Genomic DNA, 26,839 nt, shown 5'->3' with positions numbered 1-26,839 from the left:
CCACACTTTGTAAGAAACAATTGTAGTATTTCGACGAAAATATTCTGTTAACAAAACGCTAATATTTATATTAGTGTTTTGCTAACCACATTTTACTATGATTAAAAACTACACTAAGCTGCTATTGGCAGTTTTCTTTTTGATTACAACACAACTTTTTTCTCAGGGTAGTTCAGCTATTGATCGTGAAGCACTGATTGCATTATATAATTCCACCGACGGAGATAATTGGACTAATTCATGGGACCTAAGCGCTGATATGAATACATGGTACGGTGTATCCACAAATACAGATGGCAGAGTTATTCGTTTAAGACTGCATAACAATAATTTAACAGGAGTATTACCCCCTGAAATAGCAAGCCTTAATTTATTAATTAATTTAGACTTTTATTCTAATAATTTATCAGGTACTTTTCCAACTGCGGTATTAGAATTAGAAAATTTAGAACTACTTGGCTTAGAAGGTAATAATTTTTACGGGACAATACCCAATGAAATTGAAAATTTAACTAAACTTAGAAGACTAAGTTTAAGTGATAATGAATTTACAGGTTCACTACCAGCTGAGATAGGAAACATTTCTTCTTTAGAGGGAATATTTGTGTATTGGAATAATCTAGAAGGAAATATCCCTGAAGAGTTAACTGAACTTGAAAACCTCACAATGTTCAGAATTATTGGCAATAATTTTAGTGGAACACTACCGAAATTTCCAGTTCAAGACATGACATATTTTCATGTAAAGGATAACAATTTTGTCTTTAGTGACCTACAAAACTCCATTTCGAATCAAGCAAACTCGGATTATGGTCCTCAAGCCAATGTTGATGAAGTACAAAATATAACCCTTAATGAAAATACTAATTTAAATCTTGAAGTAAATGGAACAAATCATATAGAAAATTCCTATCAATGGAGAAAAAATGAAATCAATATAGTTGGCGCCAACCAATCAACTTTTAATATAACAGGTCTTAAAACTACAGACAGCGGTGAATATGATTGTGTAATCACCAACGCAAACCTTCCAGAATTAACGCTTTACAAAAATAAAATAACTCTCAACGTTAGCGAATTAGATGATGATAGCGATGGCGTGTCAAACAACAATGACCAATGTGCAAACACTCCTTCAGGAGAAACCGTTGATACCAATGGTTGTTCCCAAAGCCAATTAGACGATGATAACGACGGAGTTACTAACAACAATGACAACTGTGCAAACACTCCTTCAGGAGAAACAGTAGACACTAACGGATGTTCCCAAAGCCAATTAGATGATGACAATGACGGAGTAAACAATGCTAATGACATTTGCCCAAACACACCAACTGGGGAAAACGTTGACGTCAATGGTTGCTCTCAAAATCAATTAGACGATGATAACGATGGTGTAATAAATAGCAACGACCAATGCCCAAATACACCATCTGGTAATACCGTAGACAGCCAAGGTTGTATAATAAGCCATAACAATCAAGTTAATTACGCACAGAATTTTAGTTTTGAAAATTGGTCAACAAACCCGGCCACGCCTGAAGATTGGACTATTGAAAATGAAAATAGCATTATTCAAAGTACGGATGCCACAGACGGATCTTCATCTTTAGAGCTAGATTTAGATAATTCTTTACAATTTAAAACAGAACTCATAAATACTACTGCTATTCAATTAGCAACCAATACAACTTATACCTATGCCTTTGATTACAAAATAAAAAGAGGCACGGACGTTAGTGCTGAAATTCATATCTCAAAAGACGGAAACCCATATGGAATACCTTTATTAAGAGAGTATACAACTTTTAATACGGATGGCAACTGGCATACTTTCTCTTTTGATTTTGACACAAACGCTACCGATGAATCGCATATTTTTAGACTTATTTTCAGAGCTAACACCACTGAAACAGGTATAATCATTCTTGACAATCTTAGGGTTTTAGGAGACCCTTTACCAGATGCGGATAATGATGGTGTTTTAGATAATAATGATCTATGCCCAAACACTTCTGATACTGCTCTTGCTGTAGATGATGATGGCTGTGAAGTTACAATAGATGGTTCAAATCTATTAGAAGACCCTAGTTTTGAAGATTGGTCTTATGGGGGTGGCACTAATTTGGCAAAATGGGGTATTTATATCCAATTAGGGAGCTGGGTAAAAAACACAGACATTAGTGATAATCTACAATATAGTGTGGAGTTAATTACAGGTGGTGCTTCATCAAATTCAATATTCCAAAACGAATTGCAGTTCTACAAAGGTGTAGAATACATAATCTCAATAGATTATCAAGTACTAGAAGGCACTTTCACCACTTTACAACTTGAGTTGACAGAAGGCGGTATATTTGGTGATATTGTTGCTGAATTTAGCACTACACCTAGCTCGTCAGGTTGGCAAACTTTTTCAACAACTTTTACACCAACATCCAACGAAATGTTAGATTTAGGTATTAGAGTTGAATCTGGTCAAACCGGAGACAGAATTTTATTAGACAATACTGTAATTAGAGCAAATGTTACCGCCGTTGGAGATGACGATAATGACGGAATAATCAACACTAATGACAACTGCCCAAATACTCCAGCAGGAGATACAGTTGATGAAAATGGATGCACAGTAATCACAATAACAGATTCAGACAACGATGGTGTAGCAGATGCAGATGATGATTGCCCAAATACTCCTACCGGAGATACAGTTGATGAAAATGGCTGTACAGTAACCACAGTAACAGATTCCGACAATGATGGTGTAACAGATGCAGATGATGACTGCCCAAATACTCTTACAGGAGATACAGTTGATGAAAATGGATGTACAGTAACCACAATAATAGATTCAGACAACGACGGTGTAGCAGATGCAGATGATGACTGCCCAAATACTCCTACAGGAGATACAGTTGACGCTAATGGCTGTACAATTACAACTGATACAGACTCAGATAACGACGGTGTGGCAGATACAGATGATGACTGCCCTGATACGCCTGAAGGTGAGACCGTAGACACTAATGGTTGTACGATTTTTGAAAATACGCTCCCAGATATTCCAAATGATGGCATTCAAGTAAAAGTAACAAGTACCAGTTGTCCAAATACGGCAAATGGTGAAATCTCTGTTTCTTTCACTGAGGATTACAATTATACGGTTCAAATCACCGGTATGTTACTAGACAACACCTTTGATAACATTAATGCATCAAATGGACTAGTAAAATCAGATCTTTCTTCTGGTTCGTATACGGTTTGTGTGACTATACCAGAATATCCAAGTTATGAGCAATGCTACACAGTAACCATAGAAACCCCCGAAGAATTCATTTCTGGTAAAACGGTAATTGATTACATTTCACAAAAAGCGAGTGTAGTAGTTTCTGGAAGTAAGAACTACCAAGTTGCAGTGAATGACAAGGTATATTCCTTTGAAGTTGATAATATAGCCAATCAGCAATTATCATTTCCGCTAGACAAAGGAGCTAATGTTATTTCTATAGAAACCGATAAAATTTGCCAAGGTGTTTTTAATGATAGTGTTGTAATTAATAATGCTATTTTGTCTCCGAATCCTGTTGCGGATATATTACGAGTTGAAGGTCTGAACATCATGACCGAAGCACAAATTATAGTATCTAATGTAAGTGGAGTAACCACATTACAAGAGAGCAGACAGATAAGTAACGGCACATTAGAAATGAATATTTCTAACCTTTCTCCCGGCATTTACATGTTAACTATTATAGATGGAGATAAAGAAATCAATTTAAAATTTGTAAAAAAATGAGATTAGCTATAAAATTAATTTTAATGGGATTACTTGTTACCGCTTGCGGCGGCAAGGATGACAACAATAATAATCCTCCAGAGGAAACAGAAAAAGAACTAGGCGCTTTCAATCTAGAATTTCCCGAGAACAATTTAATATGTACTGAAGGAGAAGACAATGGTACTGATGGGATAAGTATAGAGTTTCAATGGTCTGCATCTACAAATGCTACCTCTTATGAATTGGAAATAACAAATCAAGAAAACAACACAATAGACAAGCGTACCGTTACTACAACAGCACTTGCAGTCGGCTTACCAAAAGGAACACAGTTTTCATGGGGTGTAACTGCAATTTTGGGTTCAAAAACACTGGCGAGCGACTCATGGAACTTCTATTCTGAAGGCACAAGCACAGAGAACTTTGCTCCTTTTCCTGCAGAAATAAGTATTTCAGATAATGGTGATGGTACGGTAACCGTTTCTTGGGTAGGTGAAGATTTAGACGATGATTTGGTTAATTATGATGTGTATATCGGCACCTCAGGTAACTTAGAATTGATTCTTGAGAATACAACTAATGAAAGTACTTATTACAACATTACTGCCGGAGAGCAATACATTGTTCAAATAGTTTCTAAAGATAGTAACGACAATACATCTACCAGCGAAACCTATTTTACATTCTAGAAAGTTAAAGTTTCTTTAAAGGGAGACGAAAACGTATTTTTAGAACGTTAGCATATAGCGTACTTCTACAATGAGGTGCGCTATATTCCATGAAAAGACTTCTAATCATAGTATTTTTTATAACCCTTGGAGCAAGCAAACTAGCTGCCCAAGACATAAAAGTCTTTCCTAATCCCGCAACGAATGTTATCAATGTCTTAGGACTCAAAAATGATTCTAACGCCGCTATTAGCATTAGGGATAGTTACGGGACACAAATTATCTTTCACCAATGGGACATTAAAAGAAACTCTCTGAACATTCCTGTTTTTAATCTTGAAAAAGGGATTTACATGATTACCATACAATCAGAGCATCAAAATGTGAAAGCAAAATTTATCAAGCAATAAAAAACCCTTACAATAAATGTAAGGGTAGTTTTTTTTTATGATAACCTAGCTTAATTAACGCTTCACGAAAATCAATTGCCCGTCTTCTGAAAAGTTAGGAATATCAAGATCACTTGCATCCAATGTCATAACATTACCATCAATAGTAACACTAATTGCCACTTCTTCACCATTTTCATCTATAGTAGTAACAGTTTCCCCATCAAAAGTATACGTACTCGTACTTTCATCTGAAGCAGTAGGACAAGGAATATCCAAACCCGTAGCAGTAGCGTTAACTTCAATATAGTTTGCAGAATTAGAAGCGCTAGCCGTTAAGTCTTCATTAAACTGTAGAGTAATAATAAAGCAATTTTCTTCTGTTAGAAAATCTAGAATCTGTTTTCCAAATTTAACATCGTCACTTGCTGTTTCATTGTCAATTTCAAGTTCTGTAGCATCCCAAGTACCAACAATTGCCGTACTATTAATTTCTGCTTCATCTTGGACCTCATCTTTGTCAGAACTACAGGACATAAGCGTTAACACTACTCCTGCAATTAGTAAAATATGCTTATACATCTTTTTAGTTCTTTTGGTTGTACATCCCTAAAAACGAAAAAAAATGCCAATTATTTCAAATTTGAACAATCGGTTATATTTCAAAACCGATTATTTAAAGAATAAAGCGATACGTTGCCTTCAATAAAATAGTGTTGTCTTTTTTCTGCCCAAGTATTTGACGGTCTAAATTCCTGCCCAAAGTTTCACTAGGGTTTCCTGCTCCTACTACTCCTTGAGACCAAACCAAAAAGACTTCCGAGCCTGGCACATATTCCCATCTAAGTACCAAATTTGACCGAAACTGTACATAAGAAAAATCTGGATTTTCAATCTGATAATCTACAGTACCATCAAAATCTTCATCAATTAAATAAGTATCATCAACGGCTGATTTTGCAATTTGATTTCCTGAATACATACTTACGCGATCAGCTAAACGCTCAGCGATAGGATTATTCACGTAATTAAAATTGGTATATGTACCTCTAGAAATAAAAGGTTCACCATAATATTGAATTGATAAATTAGGATTAATACTATAATTAAAACGGATGGATGTACTAAAAGTCTTTTGATCAATATTACCGGTTATATATCTAGCAGCGCCATTAAAACTGGTTTCGGTAACATACTGCGTCTTATTCGGATTCTCTTCAAACTCAGAAGAAATAGATAGGTTAAAAGCATCAAAAGGTTGATAGTATAATCTAAAAACATAACGTGCCAACGAAAAGTTTTTTTCAGCCGCTTGACTATTTACATAACCTAGGGTAAAACTTAATTTCTTTCTACTGTCTGAACCAAAGAATAGATAGGCGAAATTTTCATCTGACCAGCGCCACCTTGGACCTCCACGCAATACGGTATTCGAAAATATACGAGGTTTATGGGCCGCACCAACCTCTGTCCACCAATTATTTTTATAATTTATAAATCCTTCGAACTGGTACTGAATTCTATTGTAATTACCTTGAAAATCATAAGTGGAATACTGACTTAACTCCATATTTGCTCTTCTATAAAAATTGGTCGGCTTTATAAAAAGTCTACTGACCGAAGCGGTCTGCTTTATTTCATCAGCTTGTCTTAAAAAACCAATATCATTAAGTTCCAATTCTGGAGAACGCCAAATAACGCCACCATCATACCTCCAATTACCACCGCCTGCCTTACAAATTTCTATTTTACCCCCTGTACCTGTAAGCGAAGTTCTAGCATTATCTACTGAAACATGATCTGCATCTACTCTTTGAAAGAGGTGCGTTATACTAGTTTGTGTTCTTGCAATAGCATCTTCACTACCCATTACGTGACTACCTACAATATTACCTTCAACATAATAATTTCTATTCCTCCAGTTATGTTTAAAATCTAGTCCGCCCGTATAAGCTCCACTTCTTAAAAAATCTAGATTGTCTGGTATATTTCTATTTGTAGCAGTAAAAATTCCACCAATAAAAGAATTTCTTCCATTGAAATCTTTCTGGACTCTACCCACTATGTAATTCGTTAACGGCTCTACCAACTCTGAACGTTTATTACCAGAAACATCTTCTATATCTGCGTACATTTTACCGGTAACACTTTCTAACAGCCCCAATGACCATCCGTTTTTAGTTTTGCCAGAAAATTTAGCGGCTCCCAAAATTGTAGAATTGGTTGGTTCATCAATAAATTCATCTGGTGTAGTAGTTGCAAAACCCTGCGGACTCCTGCCTATTCTTCTACTATAGAACATATTATCATTACCATCGGCAAACTCATAATCGAAAATATTCTTGTTTTCAATGAAAAAAGGACGTCGTTCTTCAAAAAAGATTTGAAATCCGTCTAAAGCAATGGCACCGGGATCAGCATCTACCTGCCCAAAATCTGGGTTTACTGTTAAATCCAAAGTCAAATCATTCGTTAAACCTATTTTAGCATCTCCACCTGCATTTAACCTGTAATCATTACCATCGCGAAAAGGATTACCTTCTTGCGAAGGGTATGAATCATATTGATTCACCAAAAAAGGTTGAATTTCTAATTGCTTTTGTGGCTGAATATCTATTAAACCTCTCAGTACTCCAAATTCACTGACCCAACCTGGTGCATCAAGCGAAACCGGCTGCCATAAAGAGCGTTCTTCCGCCCTAAAAAACCTTCTATTTAACTGAAGCCCCCAAATCTGTTCTTTCTGTTCTCCAAATTTTAGCTGACTGAACGGTATTTTCATTTCGGCAGTCCACCCTTCACTATCTATATGGGAAGCTGTGTACCAAATAGGGTTCCAGCTGGCATCCCAAAAATCTCCATTTTGGGATATGAACTCATCGCCCTTTACCCCTGCGGCAGAAATATTAAAGGAAAAACCGGTTCTTTTATCGTTGTAACTATCTATATTAATCTCGATCCAATCACCAGAAAAATTATCACGTCTGGCAAGTCTTTTTTCTATTTTAGAAGGAACACTATCATAACAGCGAATACCAACATAAAGAAATTTAGCGTCATAGGTAATTTTAAATTTTGTGGCTTGACTTGGCGCCTCTCCATTATTAGGGTCAAAAACGGTAAAATCTCCATCCCAAGAAACAGTATCCCAAGCTTTATCAGACAATTGCCCGTCAATTGTAATTTCTTCTCCTACCGGAAGTTGTTTGGCAACATATTCCCTTTGTACCTTTACAGTATCTTTTTGAGCTACTACTGTCGATATAAATAGCAGAAATAAGATACTTTGGAATATACGTTTATTCATAATTGTGCGTTCTTTGGTTGATTGATGTGATATTGAAGAGAGACAAAAGAATTGTAATTGTTACAGAAATAGTAATAAAACCAACAAGTTTAACAGTATCTCCATAAAGACAAAGTAGTTAGATTCTACATTTATTTAAAAAATGTAAAAAAATAAGAAACAAGTATTTGCAATTCAAGTTAATAATTGTAGATTTGCAGCCCCTTTCTAGGGATTGATTAAAATAATAGTTAAAAATAGCAGTAGTGGATACATTAAGTTATAAGACCGTTTCGGCCAACAGAACAACTGTAAACAAAGAGTGGTTATTGGTAGATGCCGAAGGAGAAACATTAGGACGCATGGCTTCAAAAGTCGCCTATTTGTTAAGAGGAAAGCACAAGCCAAGTTTCACCCCTCATGTTGATTGTGGTGATAATGTTGTTATTATCAACGCAGAGAAAATTGTTCTTACAGGAAACAAGTGGTCTGATAAATCATATATGAGATACACTGGCTACCCAGGTGGTCAACGTACTACTAGTGTAAAACAATTATTGGATAAAAATCCAGAAGGTATTCTTGAAAAAGCAATAAAAGGAATGTTACCTAAGAACAGATTAGGAGCTGAACTTTTTAGAAACCTTAAAGTTTACGCAGGTACAGAGCACGGTCAGGAAGCTCAAAAGCCAACTGTTGTTAATTTAAAAGACATTAAATAAGATGGAAGTAATTCATAAAATTGGTCGTAGAAAGACCGCTGTAGCGAGAGTATATCTTTCTGATGGTAATGGTGACATCACTATTAACAACAAAGATTTAAGTGTATACTTCCCAACTGCAACACTTCAATACAAAGTAAAACAACCTTTCACATTAACTGAAAGCTTAGATACTTATGATGTAAAAGTAAATGTTTACGGTGGTGGTATCACTGGTCAAGCAGAAGCTATTCGTCTTGCTTTATCTAGAGCAATGTGTGAGATTGATGCCGAAAACAGAACAGTACTTAAACCAGAAGGTCTATTAACTAGAGATCCAAGAATGGTTGAACGTAAGAAATTCGGTCAGAAGAAAGCACGTAAAAAATTCCAATTCTCGAAACGTTAATTCGGAATTACAAGATTACCAGGCACCCTTTTTGGGTGCCTATTTTTATATTTTATCATACTGGAAAATCCAGATTATTAACAAGTTCATTGAAAGTCCTTTTAGGACAATTAAAAATCCTTTAATTACTTTAAGATTAAAGGTAAGATTAGTTTAGCATCTAAATGGTGAAGGCTTTTCGGTTCTAAATCGAAATACCACTTTATCATTGCTAATTCATAAGAACGTAAACTAAATTAAAATGGCGAGAGTCGAAGTAAAACAATTATTAGAAGCAGGTGTACATTTTGGTCACCTAACAAGAAAGTGGAATCCAAACATGGCTCCTTACATCTACATGGAGCGTAATGGTATTCACGTAATCAACCTTTACAAAACAGTTGCAAAATTAGACGAGACCAATGAGGCTCTAAGCAAGATTGCAGCATCAGGTAGAAAAATACTTTTCGTAGCTACCAAAAAACAAGCAAAAGATATCGTTGCTGAAAAAGCAGCAGCAGTAAACATGCCTTACATCACAGAAAGATGGCCAGGTGGTATGTTAACCAACTTCGTTACTATCCGTAAAGCTGTTAAGAAAATGGCTTCTATTGATCGTATGAAGAAAGACGGTACTTTCCTTACATTATCTAAAAAAGAAAGATTGCAAGTTGACCGTTTACGTGCAAAATTAGAAAAGAACTTAGGCTCTATTTCTGAAATGACTCGTTTACCAGGTGCTTTGTTCATCGTTGATACAATGAGAGAACACATTGCAGTAAAAGAAGCTCAAAAATTGAACATTCCTATTTTCGCAATGGTTGATACCAACTGTGACCCTAGAGATGTAGATTACCTTATCCCTTCTAATGATGATGCATCAAAGTCAATTGACATCATTATGACAGAAGTTACTAATGCAGTTGCTGAAGGTCTTGCAGAACGTAAGGCAGAAAAAGGTGATGCAGCTGAGAAAAAAGATAAAGCTCCTAAGAAGAAAGTAGCAGCTGAAAAACCAGCTCCAACTCCAGCTAAAGTTGATACTAAACCAGCACCAATGGTTGCTAACGTACCAGACGTTGAAGTAAATGTTGAGGCTACTAAAGAAGCAGTTGCTAAAGATGCAAAAGCTGACGATTTAACGAAAGTTGAAGGTATTGGACCAAAAGCTGCCGAAGCATTAGTTGCTGCAGGTATCGCAACATTTGCTGACCTTTCTAAAGGAGAAGCTGAAAAGATCAAAGAAATCTTAACAGCAGCTAGTTCTAGAATGGCTCATTTAGATCCAACATCTTGGCCAAAGCAAGCTAAAATGGCTGCTGAAGGTAAGTGGGACGAACTTAAAGAATGGCAAGACAACACAAAAGGTGGTGTAGAATAAGTTATTCTATTTTTGATATAAATAAATCTAAGAACAACCCATTAAAACGGGTATCCTAAAAGAAAATAAAATGGCAAAAATTACCGCCGCAGAAGTAAATAAATTAAGAAAAGCGACTGGCGCTGGAATGATGGATTGTAAAAACGCTTTGGTAGAGGCCGAAGGTGATTTTGACAAAGCAATCGAAGTGCTTCGTAAAAAAGGGCAAAAAGTAGCAGCAAAAAGAGCAGACAGAGAATCTTCAGAAGGTGCAGCAATTGCTAAGTTGAATTCTGACCAAACTGTTGGTGTTGCCATAGTACTTGGTTGTGAAACTGACTTCGTTGGTAAAAATGAGAACTTTCTTGCCCTTGCTGACCAGTTAGCTGAAATAGCACTTAACTGTAACTCTAAAGAGGAACTTTTAGCTGCTGATTTTGGAGGTATGACAGTTGCTGACAAATTAGTTGAGCAAACTGGTGTTATTGGTGAGAAATTAGAAATCACTGCTTTTGAAAAATTAGAAGCACCATATGTTGGTTCTTACGTTCACATTAATAAGATTGCTGCTTTAGTAGGTCTTTCAGCTAAAGTTGATACTGCTGATGTATTGGCTAAAGACGTTTCTATGCAGGTTGCTTCAATGGGAGCGACTACATTATCTTATAAAGATTTCGACCCTACATTTGTAGCTGCCGAAACAGAAGCTAGAATAGCTGTTATTGAAAAAGACAATGAAGAACTAGGTCGTTTAGGTAAAACACTTAAAAATGTACCTCAGTATATTTCAATGTCGCAATTGACTCCTGAAGTTATGGCTCAAGCAGAAGAAGATGCTAAAGCACAATTAAAAGCTGAAGGTAAGCCAGAGAAAATTTGGGATAAAATTCTTCCAGGAAAGATGGAAAGATTTGTTTCTGATAACACTACTTTGGATCAAGAACAATGTTTGTTAGACCAAAACTTCATTAAAGATGAGAAAATCAACGTAGCTAAATATGTTGAGTCTCATGGTGATGTTGCTGTTTTAGGTTTTAAACGTGTAACCGTAGGTTAATTACAATACAACTAACTCAATAAAAAACCGTCTTACTGTAAAAAGTAGACGGTTTTTTTATTTTCAAAACTTTAGATATTCTTTAATTCTTCAACCAAGCATTTCGAAGCTTAACGGTTTCATCTGACACAGCTTCTAAAGCAGCTATCTTTCTAACCATTTTAACAGGTTGCCCAACAGGTCCTTCTACAGAAATCATTTCCCCATCTCTTTCAACGGTCATACTCACTACATTTTCAGGTGTCCAGCCAAAGCTTTCACCAATAATTGGACGCAGTGTTTCCAAGTTGATGTCTTGACCATTAATTACCCTAAAAATATCGCCACCCTTTAACTTTAAATTATTAAAAAAAGAATTTAACTGAATATTCTTACGAATAAATACAACACTGTCGTTTTGCACATCTACATCCATATATGGAACCTGACCATCAAAAAAGTAACCGGTAGCTTCCTCAACATTTTTGGTAGCTAAACCAACTTTAGCAAAATACTTATTATAATCTATAGGCGTAGTACCAATCACATGCTCCTTAAAGAAAGTATCGACTTCCGGATAAGTCATAGAAACAATTTCACCAAATAGAGCCTCATCTTCAAAAGGAGCATCTGTACCATATTTTTTAGACAATTCTTTCATCAACCAAAGCATGCTTTTCTCTCCACCACTCTTCTCTCTCAATATTATATCAAGACACATATTTATTAAAGCTCCCTTCTCATATACATTGGCATAATTAGGTTCGTAAGGCTGTTCTAGTATATTTTTACTCATCACCGCAAAAGACATACTATCATCATAAAATTTTGAATTAGTGATTTTAGTCAACATTCGCTCGTAAAAATCCTCTTCAGAAATTAGTCCTTGCTGAATCTGAAATAAATTAGCGAAGTATTCTGTAGTGCCCTCATACATCCACAAATGTTCTGACATCTTAGGGTCGTTAAAATCGAAATATTGAATCTCTTTAGAGTGAACGGACAGCGGAGTAACTATATGAAAAAACTCATGAGAAACCACATCAACCATAGCTTGCTCCAAACGGCCAATATCCATAGTTTCTGGCAATACAACTACAGTTGAGGTATGATGCTCTAACGCTCCAAATCCATGAGCATCTGGCACCGTATTATCAGACATATATAATAAAATATTATACTCTTTTGTACTATCAACATCACCTAAAAATTTCTTTTGCGCACCCATCATAGCCACCATTCTATCTTTTAAGTCAGACGCTTTGTAAACATTATTAGGCGAAAAAAGGCTTAAGGTTACGGTAATACCATTTATCTCAAAAGATTCTGTATTTGGCTTTGCATACATTATAGGATTATCGATTACTTCAAAATACCTACTAGCTGTAAAAGCATCCCAAACAGGATCTGGTTTTCTATCTGCCTCATGAGCAAGTGTCGTCGTAGCAACTAAATCCGCAGGCTTATTGATTAGGATTGAATAAGGCACTTCTTTGAATCCATCAAAATACCCTACAAATCCGTGAAGATTAAGCATAAAATTACTACCCTCAGCAATGTTTGTTCCCGCCGGAGAAAAAACGGCATCTTCTACTTCGTCCTCAGTATCATAGGTGTCATTTACCCAATATTGAACTTTATCTAATTGAACAGCACCTGAAATACTCCAAGAGTTATCATCTAACTTAGTACTAGGTAAAACATTACCCTTATAATCAAGAGCTTTAAAATCCTCTATATACTTGCCGTAATTATCAGAACTATACGTTCCCGGTACAGTCTTAGGTATTCTAAAAATAACAGTTGACACAGTAAATGCACCAGGATCAATACCAACCTGAACTTTATCATCAATAACCTTTACCAAATCTATGGAGGTTACCACAGGACTGTTTTCAACCGACAACAACGCCTTACCTGCCCCACACGCATTTAACAGCAAAGCTGAAGCAATAATTAAAACATTTTTTTTCATAAAAAACTTCATAAGTGAATATTTAAAAATCAATGATATCAAAGATAGATAATATGATACGACAACATCTTAACGATTTAAGTTTTGCTTCAACTAATTATTGACTACGCCCATCAAAAATTTTCATTATTTTTGATGGCAAATAAAAAATTAAGATGCACTATAAAAGAATTCTTCTAAAACTAAGCGGTGAAGCTTTAATGGGCGAAAAGCAATACGGAATAGACTCTAATCGTCTAAATGAATATGCGGAAGAAATTAAAGAAGTAGTTGACAAAGGTATTGAGGTTGCCATAGTTATTGGCGGAGGAAATATTTTTCGTGGCTTAGCAGGTGCAGCAACTGGTATGGACAGAGTTCAAGGTGACCACATGGGTATGCTGGCTACTGTTATAAATGGTTTAGCCCTACAAAGCGCTTTAGAGATGAACGGTATACAAACCAGACTACAAAGTGCTATTAAAATCAACGAAGTTGCCGAGCCTTTTATTAGAAGACGTGCCATGAGGCATTTGGAAAAAGGAAGAGTTGTTATATTTGGTGGTGGAACAGGTAACCCATATTTCACTACAGATTCTGCAGCCGTATTAAGGGCTATTGAAATAGAAGCCGATGTTATACTTAAGGGAACCCGTGTAGATGGTATTTACACTGCTGACCCAGAAAAAGACAAAAGCGCTACAAAATTTGACAATATCTCTTTTTCAGAGGTATTAACAAAAGGTTTGAAGGTTATGGACACTACAGCCTTTACTCTTAGTCAAGAAAATGAACTACCAATCGTAGTTTTTGATATGAACAAAAAAGGAAACTTATTGAAAATTGTTGACGGCCAAACTATTGGTACAACGGTCAACCTATAATTTTCGGTATAGTTTATGTTATTGCGATAATAATATACTTATTATATGAACGAAGAAGTACAATTTGTTTTAGACGCTACAAAAGAAGGCATGAATGCCGCTATAGCTCACTTAGAACGTGAATTTTTGAAAATTAGAGCTGGAAAAGCCAGTCCAACTATGTTATCATCGGTAATGGTTGATTATTACGGATCACAGACTCCGTTATCTCAAGTTGCCAATGTAAACACCCCAGACGGTAGAACTATTTCTGTTCAGCCATGGGAAAAAAATATGCTTCAAGAAATTGAAAAAGCAATTATGAACGCCAACCTAGGTTTTAACCCTATGAACAATGGCGACATGATTATCATAAACGTTCCGCCATTAACCGAAGAGCGAAGAATACAACTTACTAAGCAAGCCAAAGCAGAAGCTGAACATGCAAAAGTAGGAGTACGTAGTGCAAGGCAAGATGCAAACAAAGAAATTAAAGATTTAGATATTTCTGAAGATTTTCAAAAAAATGCCTCTGCAGATGTTCAAGATTTAACTGATGCTTTTACAAAGAAAATTGAAGACTTCTTAGCCAAGAAAGAAGCTGAAATCATGAAAGTCTAATCAAGATATTTATAATTATCAATTTTAAAGCTACCTAAATTAGGTAGCTTTATTTTTTTTGTAAAAAATTTAAACTTTTCAATTTAGGAACAGATGTAGCTAATAGTTACCTTTGCCACCTGCAAAAACAGTTATGGTAGCTAAACTTACGAAAGGATTTTGGCCTAAAACGGCAAACATAATTCTACGAAACAGAATCCTGATTTTACTCTTGATTGCCGGTTTTACCGTTTTTATGGGTTGGCAATGGCAATATATGCGATTCTCTAGCTCGCAAACAAACTTACTGCCAGATGATCACCCGGTAAATATTCAATATCAAGATTTTCTAAGCAAATTTGGAGAAGAAGGTAATGCGGTTGTCTTCGCTATACGCGATAGCGCCTTGTTTACACCTACCAATTTTAACCGATGGAACAAGCTCAGCAAACAACTAGCCGCTTTCCCTGAGGTAGAATTTGTTGTTTCTACGGACAATTTAAAAGAGCTTGTAAAAGATAAGGAGAAGCAAGAATTTGTAATGCTTCCATTAATAAATGGCGAACTAAAATCTAAAAAAGAAATAGATAGTATTACCAATCATCTGTTTAATGATATCCCTTTTTACGACAACCTACTCTACAATAAAGAAAGTAAAACAATAAGAACTATTGTTAATCTAGACAAGGATATTGTAAATACCTCTGTTAGAAAAGATTTCATTTTACAGGACATAAACACTTTGGTCAAAAAATTTGAAGAAGAGACTAATTTGGACGTTCACATTTCAGGCATGCCCTATGTGAGAACTATGAATTCTCAAAATATCATTGACGAAATAGGTAAATTTATATTAGCTGCACTTGGGGTTACCTCTTTAATTTTCTTCTTTTTCTTCAGAAGTATTCGAGCTACGATAATTTCAATGTGTGTAGTAATCATAGGTGTTATGTGGGCCTTTGGTTTACTAGGCTTATTACAATATGAAATCACAGTTCTTACCGCACTTATACCTCCCTTAATTATTGTAATAGGTATACCTAACTGTATATTCTTGATTAATAAATATCAGCAAGAAGTAAAGAAACACGGTAATCAAGCTTTATCATTACAACGAGTTATTTCTAAAATTGGAAATGCGACTTTAATGACAAATATTACAACCGCATCTGGTTTTGCCACTTTCATTGTAACAGACAGTACGTTATTAAAAGAATTCGGTATAGTAGCTTCAATTAATATCATAGGCATATTTGTACTATCGCTACTGATAATACCTATTATTTATAGCTTTATGCCGCTACCAAAAACAAAGCACTTAAAACATTTAAATAAAAAATGGATAGATGCCTTTGTACAATGGATGGAACGCATTGTAAGACATAGAAGAATAACGGTATATATTGTTTCTATCTCTTTACTAGTAATTAGTATTATTGGAATTTATCAAATAAGAATATCAGGAAGTCCTATTGAAGACATGCCTAAGAATGCCGAATTCTTTCATGACATTCGCTTTTTCGAAAAAGAGTTCAAAGGTATTATGCCTGTAGAAATAGTTGTGGACACCAAAACGCCTAAAGGCGTTTTAAAACCTGTAACCCTTAAGCGAATGAATCAGCTTGGTGAAGTCATTGAAGAAATCCCAGAACTTTCTACACCTGTTTCTGTCGTGAATTTGGTAAAATATTCCAAACAGGCTTTTTATAACGGAATTCCAAAATACTATCAATTACCCACCAGTCAAGAAAATACGTTCATTATGGATGTTGCCCGTAAATCTGGTGACAACGGTGATTTATTAAAAGCATTTGTAGACAGTACAGGGCAAACCGCCAGAATGACAACGTTCATGCGAGACGTTAATACTAGCCGCATGGAAGAAATAGAAGGGCGGTTATTGGAGAATATTGCTAAAATATTTCCAGCTGAACGATACAATGTATACATGACAGGTAGCGCATTGTTATTCTTAAAAGGCACCAAGTATTTGGTAAAAAACCTTATCATGTCACTTGCTTTGGCAATAGGGCTCATTGCATTGTTTATGGCCTACCTATTCAGGTCATTTAGAATGATTGTAATTTCCTTAATTCCAAACTTATTGCCATTGGTTATCACCGCAGGTATAATGGGCTTTGTTGGTGTACCAATAAAACCATCTACTATTTTGGTTTTTAGTATTGCTTTTGGTATTTCGGTAGATGACACCATACACTTTCTCGCAAAATATAGACAAGAACTCACGGCTAATAATTGGCGTATAGAGAAATCAGTTTATAATGCATTAAGGGAAACTGGCGTAAGTATGTTCTATACCTCTATTGTATTATTTTTCGGTTTCTCCGTTTTTGTAATATCTAATTTTGGTGGTACCGTGGCTCTAGGTTCATTAGTTTCAGCAACATTGTTATTGGCTATGCTTGCCAACTTAATTTTGTTACCATCTTTACTTTTGTCATTAGAAAAAAGTATCGCTAACAAACAAACACTTAAAAAACCACAAATAGATATTTTACCACAAGATGAAAATAATAATCCATAAAATTATTTCATCACAAGTTATATAGCTATTTAAGACCTCTAATTTTTAACAAAATCCTATCTTTGGGATTATAATTTTCAATCTAATATCATGCGTTTAGCAACAATAAAAGAATTACTAGCAAGTAAGAACTTACTACAAGAAGTAACTATTAAAGGTTGGGTAAGAACCTTTAGAAGTAATAGATTTATAGCATTGAACGATGGCTCAACATTGGGCACCATTCAATGTGTTGTTGATTTTGAAAATTTTGATGAAGAATTATTAAAAAAAGTAAACACAGGTGCTGCACTAAAGGTAACAGGTACGCTTGTTGAAAGTCAAGGTCGTGGTCAATCTGTAGAAATTCAAGTAACCGATCTAGAAGTTTTAGGTGTAGCCGATCCAGAAGAATATCCTATTCAACCTAAAAAACACTCTTTAGAATTTCTTAGAGAAAAAGCACATTTAAGAATACGTACCAACACTTTTGCTGCAATAATGCGTGTTAGATCTACCTTATCTTTTGCTGTACACAACTATTTTAGAGAAAACGGTTTCAACTATTTTCATGCCCCAATCATTACTGGATCAGATGCAGAAGGTGCTGGAGAAATGTTCAGAGTAACCACATTAGATGAAAAAAATCCTCCATTAACAGAAGATGGTGATGTTAATTACAAGGAAGACTTTTTTGGAAAAGAAACCAATTTAACCGTATCTGGACAACTGGAAGCTGAGGCTTACGCCATGGCTTTAGGAAAAGTATATACATTTGGACCAACATTTAGAGCTGAAAACTCTAATACATCTAGGCACCTAGCTGAATTTTGGATGATAGAACCGGAAATGGCTTTCTTTGATTTAGATGCTAATATGGATCTAGCCGAAGACTTTATTAAAAATGTTATCTCTTATACTTTAGAGCATTGTCAAGAAGATTTAGAGTTTCTAGAAAAGAGATTGTTAGACGAAGAAAAAAGCAAGCCTCAAGCTCAACGTAGCGAAATGCCTTTAATTGAAAAATTAAAATTCGTGGCAGATAACAACTTCAAAAGAGTAAGTTACACTGAAGCTATAGATATTCTTAAAAATTGCAAGCCCAATAAAAAGAAAAAATTCTCATATATAATTGAAGAATGGGGAGCCGATTTACAAAGCGAACATGAGCGTTATTTAGTAGAGAAACACTTTAAATGTCCGGTAATATTATTTGATTATCCTGCAAAGATCAAAGCTTTTTATATGAGATTAAATGAAGACGGCAAGACTGTTAGAGCTATGGATATTCTTTTCCCTGGTATTGGCGAAATTGTTGGCGGTTCTCAAAGAGAAGAGCGTTTAGATGTACTAAAAGAGAAAGTAAAAGAATTGGGCATCGACGAAAAAGAACTATGGTGGTATTTAGATTTGAGAAAATTTGGCACCGCAGAACATAGTGGATTTGGTCTTGGTTTTGAACGTTTGGTTCTTTTTGCGACAGGTATGGGCAATATTAGAGATGTAATACCGTTTCCTAGAACACCGCAGAATGCAGAATTCTAAACGGATTTAATTACTTTTACAAGTACTAGAATAAAGTAATGCTAAAACAACATTTATCTTTTAAACTTTCCCAAAAGTTATCTCCCCAGCAAATTCAATTGATGAAGCTGATTCAATTGCCCACGCAGGCATTTGAACAACGCCTAAAACAGGAATTAGAGGAGAATCCGGCTTTAGAAACCGGTAAAGAAGATGTTGAGGGTACTACAGATGACTATGATGACCTTTACGATGATGCAGCTGACAATGAAACCATCAATACGGAAGACATCAATATTGATGATTATCTAAGTGATGATGAAATTCCTGATTATCGTACGAAGGCAAATAACTATAGTTCTGACGATGAAGAGAAGAGTGTTCCTTATGCCGCAGGTATTTCATTCAATCAGCATTTATTAAATCAGCTAAATACGGTTTATCTTTCTGAGGATGAGTGGAATATTGCCGAATTCTTAGTAGGTAGTGTTGATGAAAGCGGATACATACGTAGACCGATTGCCGATATTATGGACGATTTGGCTTTTACGCAAAATGTATACACAGACGAAGAAACCATCACTAAAATACTGGGTATAGTTCAAGAGCTAGATCCTCCGGGAGTTGGCGCAAGATCTTTAGAAGAGTGTTTGATCATACAACTAGAGCGTAAAGAAATAACACCTAGTATTGAACTTGCCACCGATATCCTTAGAAAGTCTTTTGAGCACTTTACCAAAAAGCATTATCAAAAGCTAATTCAAAAACATAATATTACCGAGGCCGAACTAAAAGAAGCTATAGGAGAAATTGAAAAATTGAACCCTAAGCCAGGTGGTTCTTATTCGGGGAATAACAGAATTGTTGAGCACGTTGTACCTGACTTCGCCATTAGAATTACAGAAGGCGAACTAGAACTGACACTTAACGGCAGAAATGCACCAGAATTACATGTATCTAGAGAGTACAGCAACATGCTTAAAGGCTACAAAGAAGCCAAAGACAAGTCCAAGTCTCAGAAAGACACCGTAATGTTCATAAAGCAGAAATTAGACGCTGCTAAATGGTTTATAGACGCTATTAGACAACGTCAACAGACATTGTTCATTACAATGAACTCTATTATGCAATACCAAAAAGAGTATTTCTTAACCGGAGATGAGCGTAATTTAAGGCCAATGATCCTAAAAGATATTGCTGATGAAATTGGAATGGATGTGTCTACCGTTTCCAGAGTAGCTAACAGCAAATATGTGGATACACCTTATGGCACTAAACTCATTAAAGAGTACTTTTCCGAGTCTATGAAAAACGAGCAGGGTGAAGATGTTTCTACAAGAGAGATTAAAAAAATCTTAGAAACAGTCATCCAAAACGAGACAAAGAAAAAACCATTAACAGATGACAAGCTAGCTGCCATTTTAAAAGAGAAGGGTTATCCTATAGCAAGGAGAACAGTAGCCAAATACAGAGAGCAACTTAGTATTCCTGTTGCACGTATGAGAAAAGAAATTTAATGAAGGTTTTCTCAAATTTAATTTCATACATTCTCCATCCATTATTTATACCTATTGGCGGTACTGTTGCTTATTTTTTAATAACACCCAAATACACACCGCTTGAAATTCAGAGCGCTAGTATTCTACCCATTTTTATATTGACAGTTGTTATCCCAATAATAACATTTTTGATATTGAAAAATTTAGGATTGGTTCAATCAGTATCACTCCATACTATACAAGAAAGAAAGTATCCTCTTTACATTCATGCTTCAATACTTCTTTTAATTCTCTACAAGGTCATTCCAAACAATTATGTAAGTGAACTATACTTTTATTTTACTGGACTATTAGGAGCAACTATAGCCTGTATTTTATTGTTGTTATTTAATTTCAAAACCAGTTTACATACCGTTGGCGTAAGTGGACTTTTAATGTATTTAATTAATTTAAGTATACACTTTGAAATCAACCTGATTATTGCCATCAGTTTATTTATTTTATTTACAGGAAGTATCATCACTGCCAGACTATACCTAAAAGCACATACTACTATCGAAGTAATAATAGGCCTATTTATAGGACTGTTGTCTCAATTATTAACAGTAAGGTTTTGGTTATAAAATATAAAAAATAAGTCCGATTCTTAGAGGTCTATATTGCAAAACTTCCCCATTTACAGAAGCATTCCCATCAAACAAATCGGTTAAAGAATAGTAGGCATTCACGTTAAAGGTATTATACCCAAAACTTAAAGTAAGTCCGTATTGAAATTTTTTCAGGTCCGTATTTTTAAAGCCTTCGCTAATATCATCCAAATCATACTTTGATCTAGCCCCTAACACATAAGCCGCTTTAATACCTCCATAAATACGCCAGAACTTATATTCCTCCGCTGTAGAATTTCGCCATCTAAACTCCAACGGAAACTCTATTAAATGAGTTTCTAATTTACTTCTTGTAATATCATCATTAATACTGTAAGATATCACTTCATCAGATATATCAGCTACCAAGTTTGAGTAATAACTATTCAATGCTAAGCCTGTTCCTATGCCTATAGCTTTAGTTCCTGCTCGATTTAATAGAATATCTTTAATTATACCGGCTTGTAGACCATAAGATAAGTTACGTTGATTAGAACCCTCCGGATGATTTAAAATAAAATTATAGGATAAGCCTATGTAAAATTGATCTTCAAAATACCGTAAATCCTCAATACTGTCAGTTACTACCTGTGCATTAGAATAAACTGAGGCTAAAAAAAATAATAGAACAAAACGCATGAAGTAAAGTTAATGAAATAAAAAACGCTTCAAATAAATTTGAAGCGTTTTGAAAATGTAATATTCTACTTAACTAACTATTGTAGATTATTGAAAGCATCACCTTCATAGGTAGTATAATTTACCTTTAAAGCGTTAACCTTTCTCAACTCTTGTTTAATATCGGATATCAATCCCATACTAGCGTTCTTATCAACCTTAAGTGCTGTGGTCAATACATTTTGGATTTCCTGAGGCTTTTTAGCTCTTTCCATTAAAATATAATCACCAACTTCTGAAGGACTTGCGAATTTATCGTTCAATTGAATTTTTGGTTCATTACCAAAGGTCTTCTCGTATTCTTTTGTTGGCTTACCAACATAAATATAAATAACACGATCTTTCTTCTCCAATTTCTTTACTTCACTAGCGTTCGGAAGTACGTTCTCAACTTTCAAGGAACTATCCTTCATAACGGTAACCGTCATAAAGAAAAACAAAAGCATAAATACAATGTCAGGAAGGGAAGCTGTTGATACCGCTGGTACCTCTCCATCTTTTTTCTTTGCAAATTTTGACATAGTGTTACTTTTAATTTATTAATTATTCACTTGAAGTTTCAGCTTCAGATAATTTCTGCGGAAACAAACCTTGTATTCTTTGAACCTTTTCTTTCAATTCTTCTTTAACAGAATCTTCAGTTTCAGGATTTAAATACTCAGCTTCCATTTCTACATATTCCTTACCGAATAAACGTTTAGCTTCTCTATTTCTAAGATCGTTGTATGCACCTACCAATTCATTCTGAACTGTAATGTAAGTACTATACTTTGTTTCACGATCATTCTTCAAAGAGATAATTGCTTTCGTCGGGTTATCCGAAGATTCAGCATTACGCTTTCCTTTACAGTAGTTGCAAAAATCTGGACTTCCTGATGGTGCTCCACCATTATCCAAAAAAGCTACTGCTCTTTCACGTAATTTATCTATTGAAAGAATCTCATCTTCCACCAACAATTGACCATTTCGGTTAATATTCACCGTAAAAATGTTCTTTTGCTTAATAATTGGTGGCGCTTCCGTAGGTGGCTCCATTGGCGGTAACATACGATCCAATCCAGCATCTGTTTCAATAGTTGTAGTAACCAAGAAAAAGATAAGTAAAAGGAAAGCTATGTCTGCCATTGAACCCGCACTAACTTCTGGTGCTCCTGCTCTTCTAGCCATAGTATTCTATTTTTTTTATTTACTAAACATGTTTTTAACTGATGGTATAACCAAAGATAATACAGCGATTATAGTAAGGATAAAAAACACGTTTAAACCCATTCCAATATTTTTAATAGTACCTTCATCTGACATAGCAGCGAATTCAGGATCTACATCCGTTCCACTAGCTAATACATAAGAAACTCCAACTACTAATAAAAAACCACCAACAACGAACAAAGTTTTCTTAAGACCTTGTGGATTTGAAAATAAGTTCTTTAAGGTAAATACTAAACTTACTACAACAGCAATACCTAATAATAGATATGTTATAATAAACATAGTATTCATAGCTCCACTCTGAGCAGCTTCAGCTGCCGGCATATCTGAACCTGGTAATAAATACCATAGTATAGCACTTAATACACCTATAGCAATTAATGCTATTTTAATAATTTTTTGCATAATTTTTAGGTATTAAAAGTGATACTTATTTTTTGTGATCTACCAACATATCGATTAAAGTAATCGAAGAGTCTTCCATATCATTAACAATGCTATCAATTTTAGCAATAATGTAGTTATAGAAAATTTGAAGGATAATAGCCGTAATAAGACCAAATACAGTTGTTAATAATGCAACCTGAATATCACCTGCAATAAGAGATGCACTTAAGTTACCTACAGCTGCAATCTTTTGGAAGGCCTGAATCATACCAATTACCGTACCCATGAAACCAAGCATTGGTGCAATAGCGATAAATAAAGACAACCAAGAAACGTTTTTCTCTAATTGACCCATTTGAACACCACCATAAGAAACAACCGCTTTCTCAGCAGACTCTATGCTCTCACCAGCTCTATCCAAACCTTGGTAGTAAATAGAAGCAACAGGTCCTTTTGTATTTCTACAAACCTCTTTTGCAGCCTCAACACCACCAGATGCCAATGCGTCTTCAACTTGTTGTTTCAACTTGGCAGAATTTGTACTAGCCATGTTCAAATAAATAATTCTTTCAATAGCAACTGCTAAACCAAGGATCAAACATAAAAGAACGATACCCATGAAACCGGCACCACCTGTAATAAACATTTCTTTTAAAACTTGAGTAAAGCCTTTTTCAGCTTCAGCTCCTCCTTCTTGAACTAGCAAAGCTACTGCTGCTACTTTTGCACTTACAATATTTGTACCTGCTACAAATGCCCCAGCGACTGCTAGGCTTGGGAATAATTTTTTCATTTTTTCAAACTTAAATTAGTTAGTTAATAGGGTTAAAGATAAAAAAAAAACAATATAAAAAAAGTAAAATTTACTTGCAGAGAGGAAGGGATTCGAACCCTCGATACCCTTTTGGGGTATACACACTTTCCAGGCGTGCGCCTTCGACCACTCGGCCACCTCTCTAAGATACCTTTTTTAAGGGTGGGCAAATAACAAAAAAAATATTGGTTTAAGAAATTAAAGCACTGTTAAATTTATAGCATCTCTCCGCGCAAAGAAGTTTCAAAAACAGTTTTAAACAACTCATTAGAGACACCACTGCCAAGTAAGTACATTGCCTTTGTAATGGCAGCCTCAGTTGTAATATCCTTACCATTAATAACTTGCATTTTTTTCAGCCTAGAACTAGTTTCATAATGCCCCATCATTACTGCGCCACCAGAACACTGTGTAACATTAATTATATGAATACCTTTATTTATTGCATTATTTAATTTCTCTAAAAACCATTCTTCCATAGGAGCATTTCCAGAACCATATGTCTCCAAAACCAGTGCTTTTAAATTTTCAGCTTGCAAAATAGCATCAATAACATTTTTGTTAATTCCCGGAAAAATTTTTAAAATCGCCACATTATCATCCATATTTCTATGAGATTTTAACGTTAATTTCCTTTTTTGAGGTAATAAATATTCTTTAAAAATGGTCAAATGCACTCCAGATTCTATTAAATGAGGATAATTTAAGGAAGCGAAAGCTTGAAATTGTTCTGCATTTATCTTCGTAGTTCTATTACCTCGATACAATTTATACTCAAAATAGAGTCCAACTTCTTGCACAACCGGCTTACCTTTTTTATACAAAGCAGCTATTTGTATAGCCGTAATTAAATTTTCTTTTGCATCTGTTCTTAAATCACCAATAGGCAATTGAGATCCGGTCAATATTACAGGTTTCGAAAGGTTTTCTAGCAAAAAACTTAATGCAGACGCAGTGTAGCTCATCGTATCACTACCATGTAGCACTACAAAACCATCATAATCTTGATATTTTTCTGAAATAATATCCGCAATAGCCACCCAATGTGTAGGATTCATATTAGATGAATCTATTGGATTATCAAAGGAAAAACTAGATATCGTACAATCTAATTGATTAAGCTCCGGTATATTCTTTACCAATTGCGAAAAATCGAAGGCTTTTAAAGCTCCAGAAGTATAATCTTTCATCATACCTATAGTACCACCTGTATAAATTAATAGTATATCTCTTTTATCTACACCCAAACCCTTTCTTATTTTAATTACTAAATTCCAAAAACCTCTTTAGAGTTCTCTGTAGTCAACAAAGCTATCTCTTCATTTGGAACACCATGAATATCCGCTAGTTTTTCAAGTACATTAATAATGTATGCACTTTCATTTCTTTTACCCCTATAAGGAGTGGGTGCCAAGTAAGGCGAATCGGTTTCAAGCACAATGTGTTTTAAATCTATTTTATTTAAAAAAGTATCTATTTTACCATTTTTAAAAGTAACCACACCACCAATACCTAGCTTCATATTATATGATATAGCTATTTGCGCCTGTTCAAATGTCCCCGTAAAACAATGAAAAATTCCTCGTAAATCATCGCCCTTTTCCTCTTCCAATATCTCAAATACCTTATCAAAGGCATCACGACAATGAATCACAATAGGCAATTTATGCTTTTTAGCTAGCTGAATTTGCTTTCTAAATGCCAACTGCTGCTCTTTCAAATACTTCTTTTCCCAATACAGATCAATTCCTATTTCCCCAATGGCATAATAAGTATGCTTACCTAACATTTCTTCAACATGCATTAGTTCTTTTTCAAAATCTTCTTTCACATGCGTGGGATGCAAGCCTGTCATTAAGAACATATACTCTGGAAAATCCTTCTCTAACGCCAACATACTTTCCGTAAAAGTAGAATCTATAGCAGGAATAAAAAACCGTTTCACTCCTAAATCAATTGCTTTTTGCACAGCTTCTTTTCGGTCGTCATCAAAAGCTTCACTATATAAATGTGTATGGGTATCCGTTATAATCATGCCGCAAAAATAGACTTATCTTTGAAAAAAATGAATTATGACTACCCTCAAAAAATTTTTGAAGGATAAAAACTATGTACGCATTCCGTTAGTACTTACAGCTACTGACCATTTTGAAATTAATGCAGAAATAAACGAAGTAGAAGGACGCTTTATTTTAGATACCGGAGCATCTAATACCTGCATTGGAATGGACCGTATTGATCACTTTAAATTAATCTCTGAAGAATCTATCATTAAAGCCGCAGGTGCAGGCGCCACCAATATGGAAACCTTAGTCTCTAAAAAGAATACTATTGATATAAATTCATGGAGGTACAAAAAACTAGAGATTGTTCTTTTCGATTTAAAGCACGTTAACGAAGCACTAACTGCGCACAATGCAGCACCGGTTGACGGGATTATTGGTGCGGATATTTTAAAAAAATCGAAAGCAATTATCGATTACAACAAAAAGTGTATTTATTTAAAAAAGAAAAAGCGCTGAGTTTACCTCAAC

Annotated in this window: 24 protein-coding genes and 1 tRNA gene; 14 read left to right on the top strand and 11 right to left on the bottom strand. The window is 35.0% G+C overall.

Annotation, left to right across the window (positions count from 1 at the left end):
- The first annotated feature begins 97 nt into the window (after window positions 1-97).
- From PXD56_RS03380 to PXD56_RS03370, 3 genes are all read left to right on the top strand, one after another.
- Window positions 98-3,796: a thrombospondin type 3 repeat-containing protein gene (locus PXD56_RS03380; protein ID WP_276491947.1), complete on the top strand. Its 3,699-nt coding sequence runs from the start codon at window positions 98-100 to the stop codon at window positions 3,794-3,796.
- Entirely contained in the window at window positions 3,793-4,467 is a 675-nt protein-coding gene (locus PXD56_RS03375; RefSeq protein WP_276491946.1) for a fibronectin type III domain-containing protein, read from the top strand. The genes PXD56_RS03380 and PXD56_RS03375 overlap by 4 nt, the downstream gene beginning before the upstream one ends.
- A gap of 89 nt (window positions 4,468-4,556) precedes the next feature.
- Window positions 4,557-4,856 (top strand): T9SS type A sorting domain-containing protein, encoded by a 300-nt coding sequence (locus PXD56_RS03370; protein WP_276491945.1) that lies wholly within the window; start codon window positions 4,557-4,559, stop codon window positions 4,854-4,856.
- A 54-nt stretch (window positions 4,857-4,910) separates the two neighbouring features.
- Here PXD56_RS03370 and PXD56_RS03365 read toward each other — a convergent pair whose 3' ends face one another.
- Complete coding sequence (locus tag PXD56_RS03365; protein WP_276491944.1) at window positions 4,911-5,417, bottom strand: lipocalin family protein; 507 nt, start codon at window positions 5,415-5,417, stop codon at window positions 4,911-4,913.
- 94 nt (window positions 5,418-5,511) lie between these two features.
- A complete protein-coding gene (locus tag PXD56_RS03360; RefSeq protein ID WP_276491943.1) occupies window positions 5,512-8,142 on the bottom strand; it encodes a DUF5916 domain-containing protein in 2,631 nt (876 codons plus the stop codon).
- 245 nt (window positions 8,143-8,387) lie between these two features.
- Between PXD56_RS03360 and rplM the strand changes: the two genes are divergently transcribed.
- The 4 genes from rplM to tsf all read left to right on the top strand — a co-directional run bounded on the left by rplM (window position 8,388) and on the right by tsf (window position 11,627).
- Window positions 8,388-8,843 carry a 50S ribosomal protein L13 gene (rplM, locus tag PXD56_RS03355; RefSeq protein WP_036151839.1) on the top strand — a complete coding sequence of 152 codons (456 nt, stop codon included), beginning with the start codon at window positions 8,388-8,390 and terminating at the stop codon, window positions 8,841-8,843.
- Window position 8,844: 1 nt separating this feature from the next.
- Complete coding sequence (rpsI, locus tag PXD56_RS03350) at window positions 8,845-9,231, top strand: 30S ribosomal protein S9 (RefSeq protein ID WP_036151836.1); 387 nt, start codon at window positions 8,845-8,847, stop codon at window positions 9,229-9,231.
- 241 nt (window positions 9,232-9,472) lie between these two features.
- Window positions 9,473-10,591 carry a 30S ribosomal protein S2 gene (rpsB, locus tag PXD56_RS03345; protein ID WP_276491942.1) on the top strand — a complete coding sequence of 373 codons (1,119 nt, stop codon included), beginning with the start codon at window positions 9,473-9,475 and terminating at the stop codon, window positions 10,589-10,591.
- Between the two features lie 70 nt (window positions 10,592-10,661).
- The gene (tsf, locus tag PXD56_RS03340; protein ID WP_276491941.1) at window positions 10,662-11,627 is read left to right on the top strand and encodes a translation elongation factor Ts; all 966 of its coding nucleotides are present in this window, start codon (window positions 10,662-10,664) and stop codon (window positions 11,625-11,627) included.
- A gap of 82 nt (window positions 11,628-11,709) precedes the next feature.
- On the opposite strand, the gene PXD56_RS03335 is transcribed toward tsf, so the two are convergent.
- Window positions 11,710-13,581, bottom strand: coding sequence for a M61 family metallopeptidase (locus PXD56_RS03335; RefSeq protein WP_476703480.1), 1,872 nt, complete (start codon window positions 13,579-13,581; stop codon window positions 11,710-11,712).
- Between the two features lie 155 nt (window positions 13,582-13,736).
- On the opposite strand from PXD56_RS03335, the gene pyrH reads away from it, so the two are divergent.
- From pyrH to PXD56_RS03305, 6 genes are all read left to right on the top strand, one after another.
- Window positions 13,737-14,444: a UMP kinase gene (gene pyrH / locus PXD56_RS03330; protein WP_276491939.1), complete on the top strand. Its 708-nt coding sequence runs from the start codon at window positions 13,737-13,739 to the stop codon at window positions 14,442-14,444.
- 45 nt (window positions 14,445-14,489) lie between these two features.
- Window positions 14,490-15,044: a ribosome recycling factor gene (gene frr, locus PXD56_RS03325; RefSeq protein WP_276491938.1), complete on the top strand. Its 555-nt coding sequence runs from the start codon at window positions 14,490-14,492 to the stop codon at window positions 15,042-15,044.
- Between the two features lie 133 nt (window positions 15,045-15,177).
- Window positions 15,178-17,568, top strand: a complete 2,391-nt coding sequence (locus tag PXD56_RS03320; RefSeq protein WP_276491937.1) for an efflux RND transporter permease subunit — start codon at window positions 15,178-15,180, stop codon at window positions 17,566-17,568.
- A 90-nt stretch (window positions 17,569-17,658) separates the two neighbouring features.
- Complete coding sequence (gene asnS, locus PXD56_RS03315; protein WP_276491936.1) at window positions 17,659-19,092, top strand: asparagine--tRNA ligase; 1,434 nt, start codon at window positions 17,659-17,661, stop codon at window positions 19,090-19,092.
- Window positions 19,093-19,130: 38 nt separating this feature from the next.
- Window positions 19,131-20,588: an RNA polymerase factor sigma-54 gene (rpoN, locus tag PXD56_RS03310; protein ID WP_276491935.1), complete on the top strand. Its 1,458-nt coding sequence runs from the start codon at window positions 19,131-19,133 to the stop codon at window positions 20,586-20,588.
- Window positions 20,588-21,193 carry a hypothetical protein gene (locus PXD56_RS03305; RefSeq protein ID WP_276491934.1) on the top strand — a complete coding sequence of 202 codons (606 nt, stop codon included), beginning with the start codon at window positions 20,588-20,590 and terminating at the stop codon, window positions 21,191-21,193. The genes rpoN and PXD56_RS03305 overlap by 1 nt, the downstream gene beginning before the upstream one ends.
- Here PXD56_RS03305 and PXD56_RS03300 read toward each other — a convergent pair.
- The 8 genes from PXD56_RS03300 to PXD56_RS03265 form a co-directional block, all read right to left on the bottom strand.
- Window positions 21,188-21,856 carry a porin family protein gene (locus tag PXD56_RS03300; protein WP_276491933.1) on the bottom strand — a complete coding sequence of 223 codons (669 nt, stop codon included), beginning with the start codon at window positions 21,854-21,856 and terminating at the stop codon, window positions 21,188-21,190. The two genes, PXD56_RS03305 and PXD56_RS03300, sit on opposite strands and share 6 nt — an antisense overlap.
- 77 nt (window positions 21,857-21,933) lie before the next feature.
- Entirely contained in the window at window positions 21,934-22,416 is a 483-nt protein-coding gene (locus PXD56_RS03295) for an ExbD/TolR family protein (protein WP_276491932.1), read from the bottom strand.
- Between the two features lie 22 nt (window positions 22,417-22,438).
- Window positions 22,439-23,062 carry an ExbD/TolR family protein gene (locus tag PXD56_RS03290; RefSeq protein WP_276491931.1) on the bottom strand — a complete coding sequence of 208 codons (624 nt, stop codon included), beginning with the start codon at window positions 23,060-23,062 and terminating at the stop codon, window positions 22,439-22,441.
- Window positions 23,063-23,077: 15 nt separating this feature from the next.
- Window positions 23,078-23,509 carry a hypothetical protein gene (locus tag PXD56_RS03285; RefSeq protein ID WP_276491930.1) on the bottom strand — a complete coding sequence of 144 codons (432 nt, stop codon included), beginning with the start codon at window positions 23,507-23,509 and terminating at the stop codon, window positions 23,078-23,080.
- A 25-nt stretch (window positions 23,510-23,534) separates the two neighbouring features.
- A complete protein-coding gene (locus tag PXD56_RS03280) occupies window positions 23,535-24,284 on the bottom strand; it encodes a MotA/TolQ/ExbB proton channel family protein (RefSeq protein ID WP_036151807.1) in 750 nt (249 codons plus the stop codon).
- Window positions 24,285-24,361: 77 nt separating this feature from the next.
- Window positions 24,362-24,449: transfer RNA gene (locus PXD56_RS03275), tRNA-Ser, on the bottom strand.
- 71 nt (window positions 24,450-24,520) lie between these two features.
- Complete coding sequence (locus tag PXD56_RS03270; RefSeq protein WP_276491929.1) at window positions 24,521-25,552, bottom strand: asparaginase; 1,032 nt, start codon at window positions 25,550-25,552, stop codon at window positions 24,521-24,523.
- 20 nt (window positions 25,553-25,572) lie between these two features.
- On the bottom strand, window positions 25,573-26,340 hold the full coding sequence (locus PXD56_RS03265) for a TatD family hydrolase (RefSeq protein WP_276491928.1): 768 nt from the start codon (window positions 26,338-26,340) through the stop codon (window positions 25,573-25,575).
- A gap of 37 nt (window positions 26,341-26,377) precedes the next feature.
- Between PXD56_RS03265 and PXD56_RS03260 the strand changes: the two genes are divergently transcribed.
- Entirely contained in the window at window positions 26,378-26,827 is a 450-nt protein-coding gene (locus PXD56_RS03260) for a retropepsin-like aspartic protease (protein WP_276491927.1), read from the top strand.
- The last annotated feature ends 12 nt before the right edge of the window (window positions 26,828-26,839 follow it).

Origin of the sequence: Maribacter zhoushanensis (genome assembly GCF_029350975.1) — a bacterium.
Taxonomy (GTDB): domain Bacteria; phylum Bacteroidota; class Bacteroidia; order Flavobacteriales; family Flavobacteriaceae; genus Maribacter; species Maribacter zhoushanensis.
This window is presented reverse-complemented; position numbering and strand designations above follow the sequence as displayed.

Bases quoted from the DNA above. Each gene is read 5' to 3' on its own strand.
- rpsB (WP_276491942.1), top strand. From the start codon at position 9,473: ATGGCGAGAGTCGAAGTAAAACAATTATTAGAAGCAGGTGTACATTTT.
- PXD56_RS03265 (WP_276491928.1), bottom strand. From the start codon at position 26,340: ATGATTATAACGGATACCCATACACATTTATATAGTGAAGCTTTTGAT.
- frr (WP_276491938.1), top strand. From the start codon at position 14,490: ATGAACGAAGAAGTACAATTTGTTTTAGACGCTACAAAAGAAGGCATG.
- PXD56_RS03285 (WP_276491930.1), bottom strand. From the start codon at position 23,509: ATGCAAAAAATTATTAAAATAGCATTAATTGCTATAGGTGTATTAAGT.
- PXD56_RS03360 (WP_276491943.1), bottom strand. From the start codon at position 8,142: ATGAATAAACGTATATTCCAAAGTATCTTATTTCTGCTATTTATATCG.
- PXD56_RS03300 (WP_276491933.1), bottom strand. From the start codon at position 21,856: ATGCGTTTTGTTCTATTATTTTTTTTAGCCTCAGTTTATTCTAATGCA.
- PXD56_RS03335 (WP_476703480.1), bottom strand. From the start codon at position 13,581: ATGAAAAAAAATGTTTTAATTATTGCTTCAGCTTTGCTGTTAAATGCG.
- PXD56_RS03375 (WP_276491946.1), top strand. From the start codon at position 3,793: ATGAGATTAGCTATAAAATTAATTTTAATGGGATTACTTGTTACCGCT.
- PXD56_RS03365 (WP_276491944.1), bottom strand. From the start codon at position 5,417: ATGTATAAGCATATTTTACTAATTGCAGGAGTAGTGTTAACGCTTATG.
- PXD56_RS03305 (WP_276491934.1), top strand. From the start codon at position 20,588: ATGAAGGTTTTCTCAAATTTAATTTCATACATTCTCCATCCATTATTT.
- PXD56_RS03370 (WP_276491945.1), top strand. From the start codon at position 4,557: ATGAAAAGACTTCTAATCATAGTATTTTTTATAACCCTTGGAGCAAGC.
- PXD56_RS03295 (WP_276491932.1), bottom strand. From the start codon at position 22,416: ATGTCAAAATTTGCAAAGAAAAAAGATGGAGAGGTACCAGCGGTATCA.
- PXD56_RS03380 (WP_276491947.1), top strand. From the start codon at position 98: ATGATTAAAAACTACACTAAGCTGCTATTGGCAGTTTTCTTTTTGATT.
- PXD56_RS03280 (WP_036151807.1), bottom strand. From the start codon at position 24,284: ATGAAAAAATTATTCCCAAGCCTAGCAGTCGCTGGGGCATTTGTAGCA.
- tsf (WP_276491941.1), top strand. From the start codon at position 10,662: ATGGCAAAAATTACCGCCGCAGAAGTAAATAAATTAAGAAAAGCGACT.
- rpsI (WP_036151836.1), top strand. From the start codon at position 8,845: ATGGAAGTAATTCATAAAATTGGTCGTAGAAAGACCGCTGTAGCGAGA.
- PXD56_RS03290 (WP_276491931.1), bottom strand. From the start codon at position 23,062: ATGGCTAGAAGAGCAGGAGCACCAGAAGTTAGTGCGGGTTCAATGGCA.
- PXD56_RS03260 (WP_276491927.1), top strand. From the start codon at position 26,378: ATGACTACCCTCAAAAAATTTTTGAAGGATAAAAACTATGTACGCATT.
- asnS (WP_276491936.1), top strand. From the start codon at position 17,659: ATGCGTTTAGCAACAATAAAAGAATTACTAGCAAGTAAGAACTTACTA.
- rpoN (WP_276491935.1), top strand. From the start codon at position 19,131: ATGCTAAAACAACATTTATCTTTTAAACTTTCCCAAAAGTTATCTCCC.
- pyrH (WP_276491939.1), top strand. From the start codon at position 13,737: ATGCACTATAAAAGAATTCTTCTAAAACTAAGCGGTGAAGCTTTAATG.
- PXD56_RS03320 (WP_276491937.1), top strand. From the start codon at position 15,178: ATGGTAGCTAAACTTACGAAAGGATTTTGGCCTAAAACGGCAAACATA.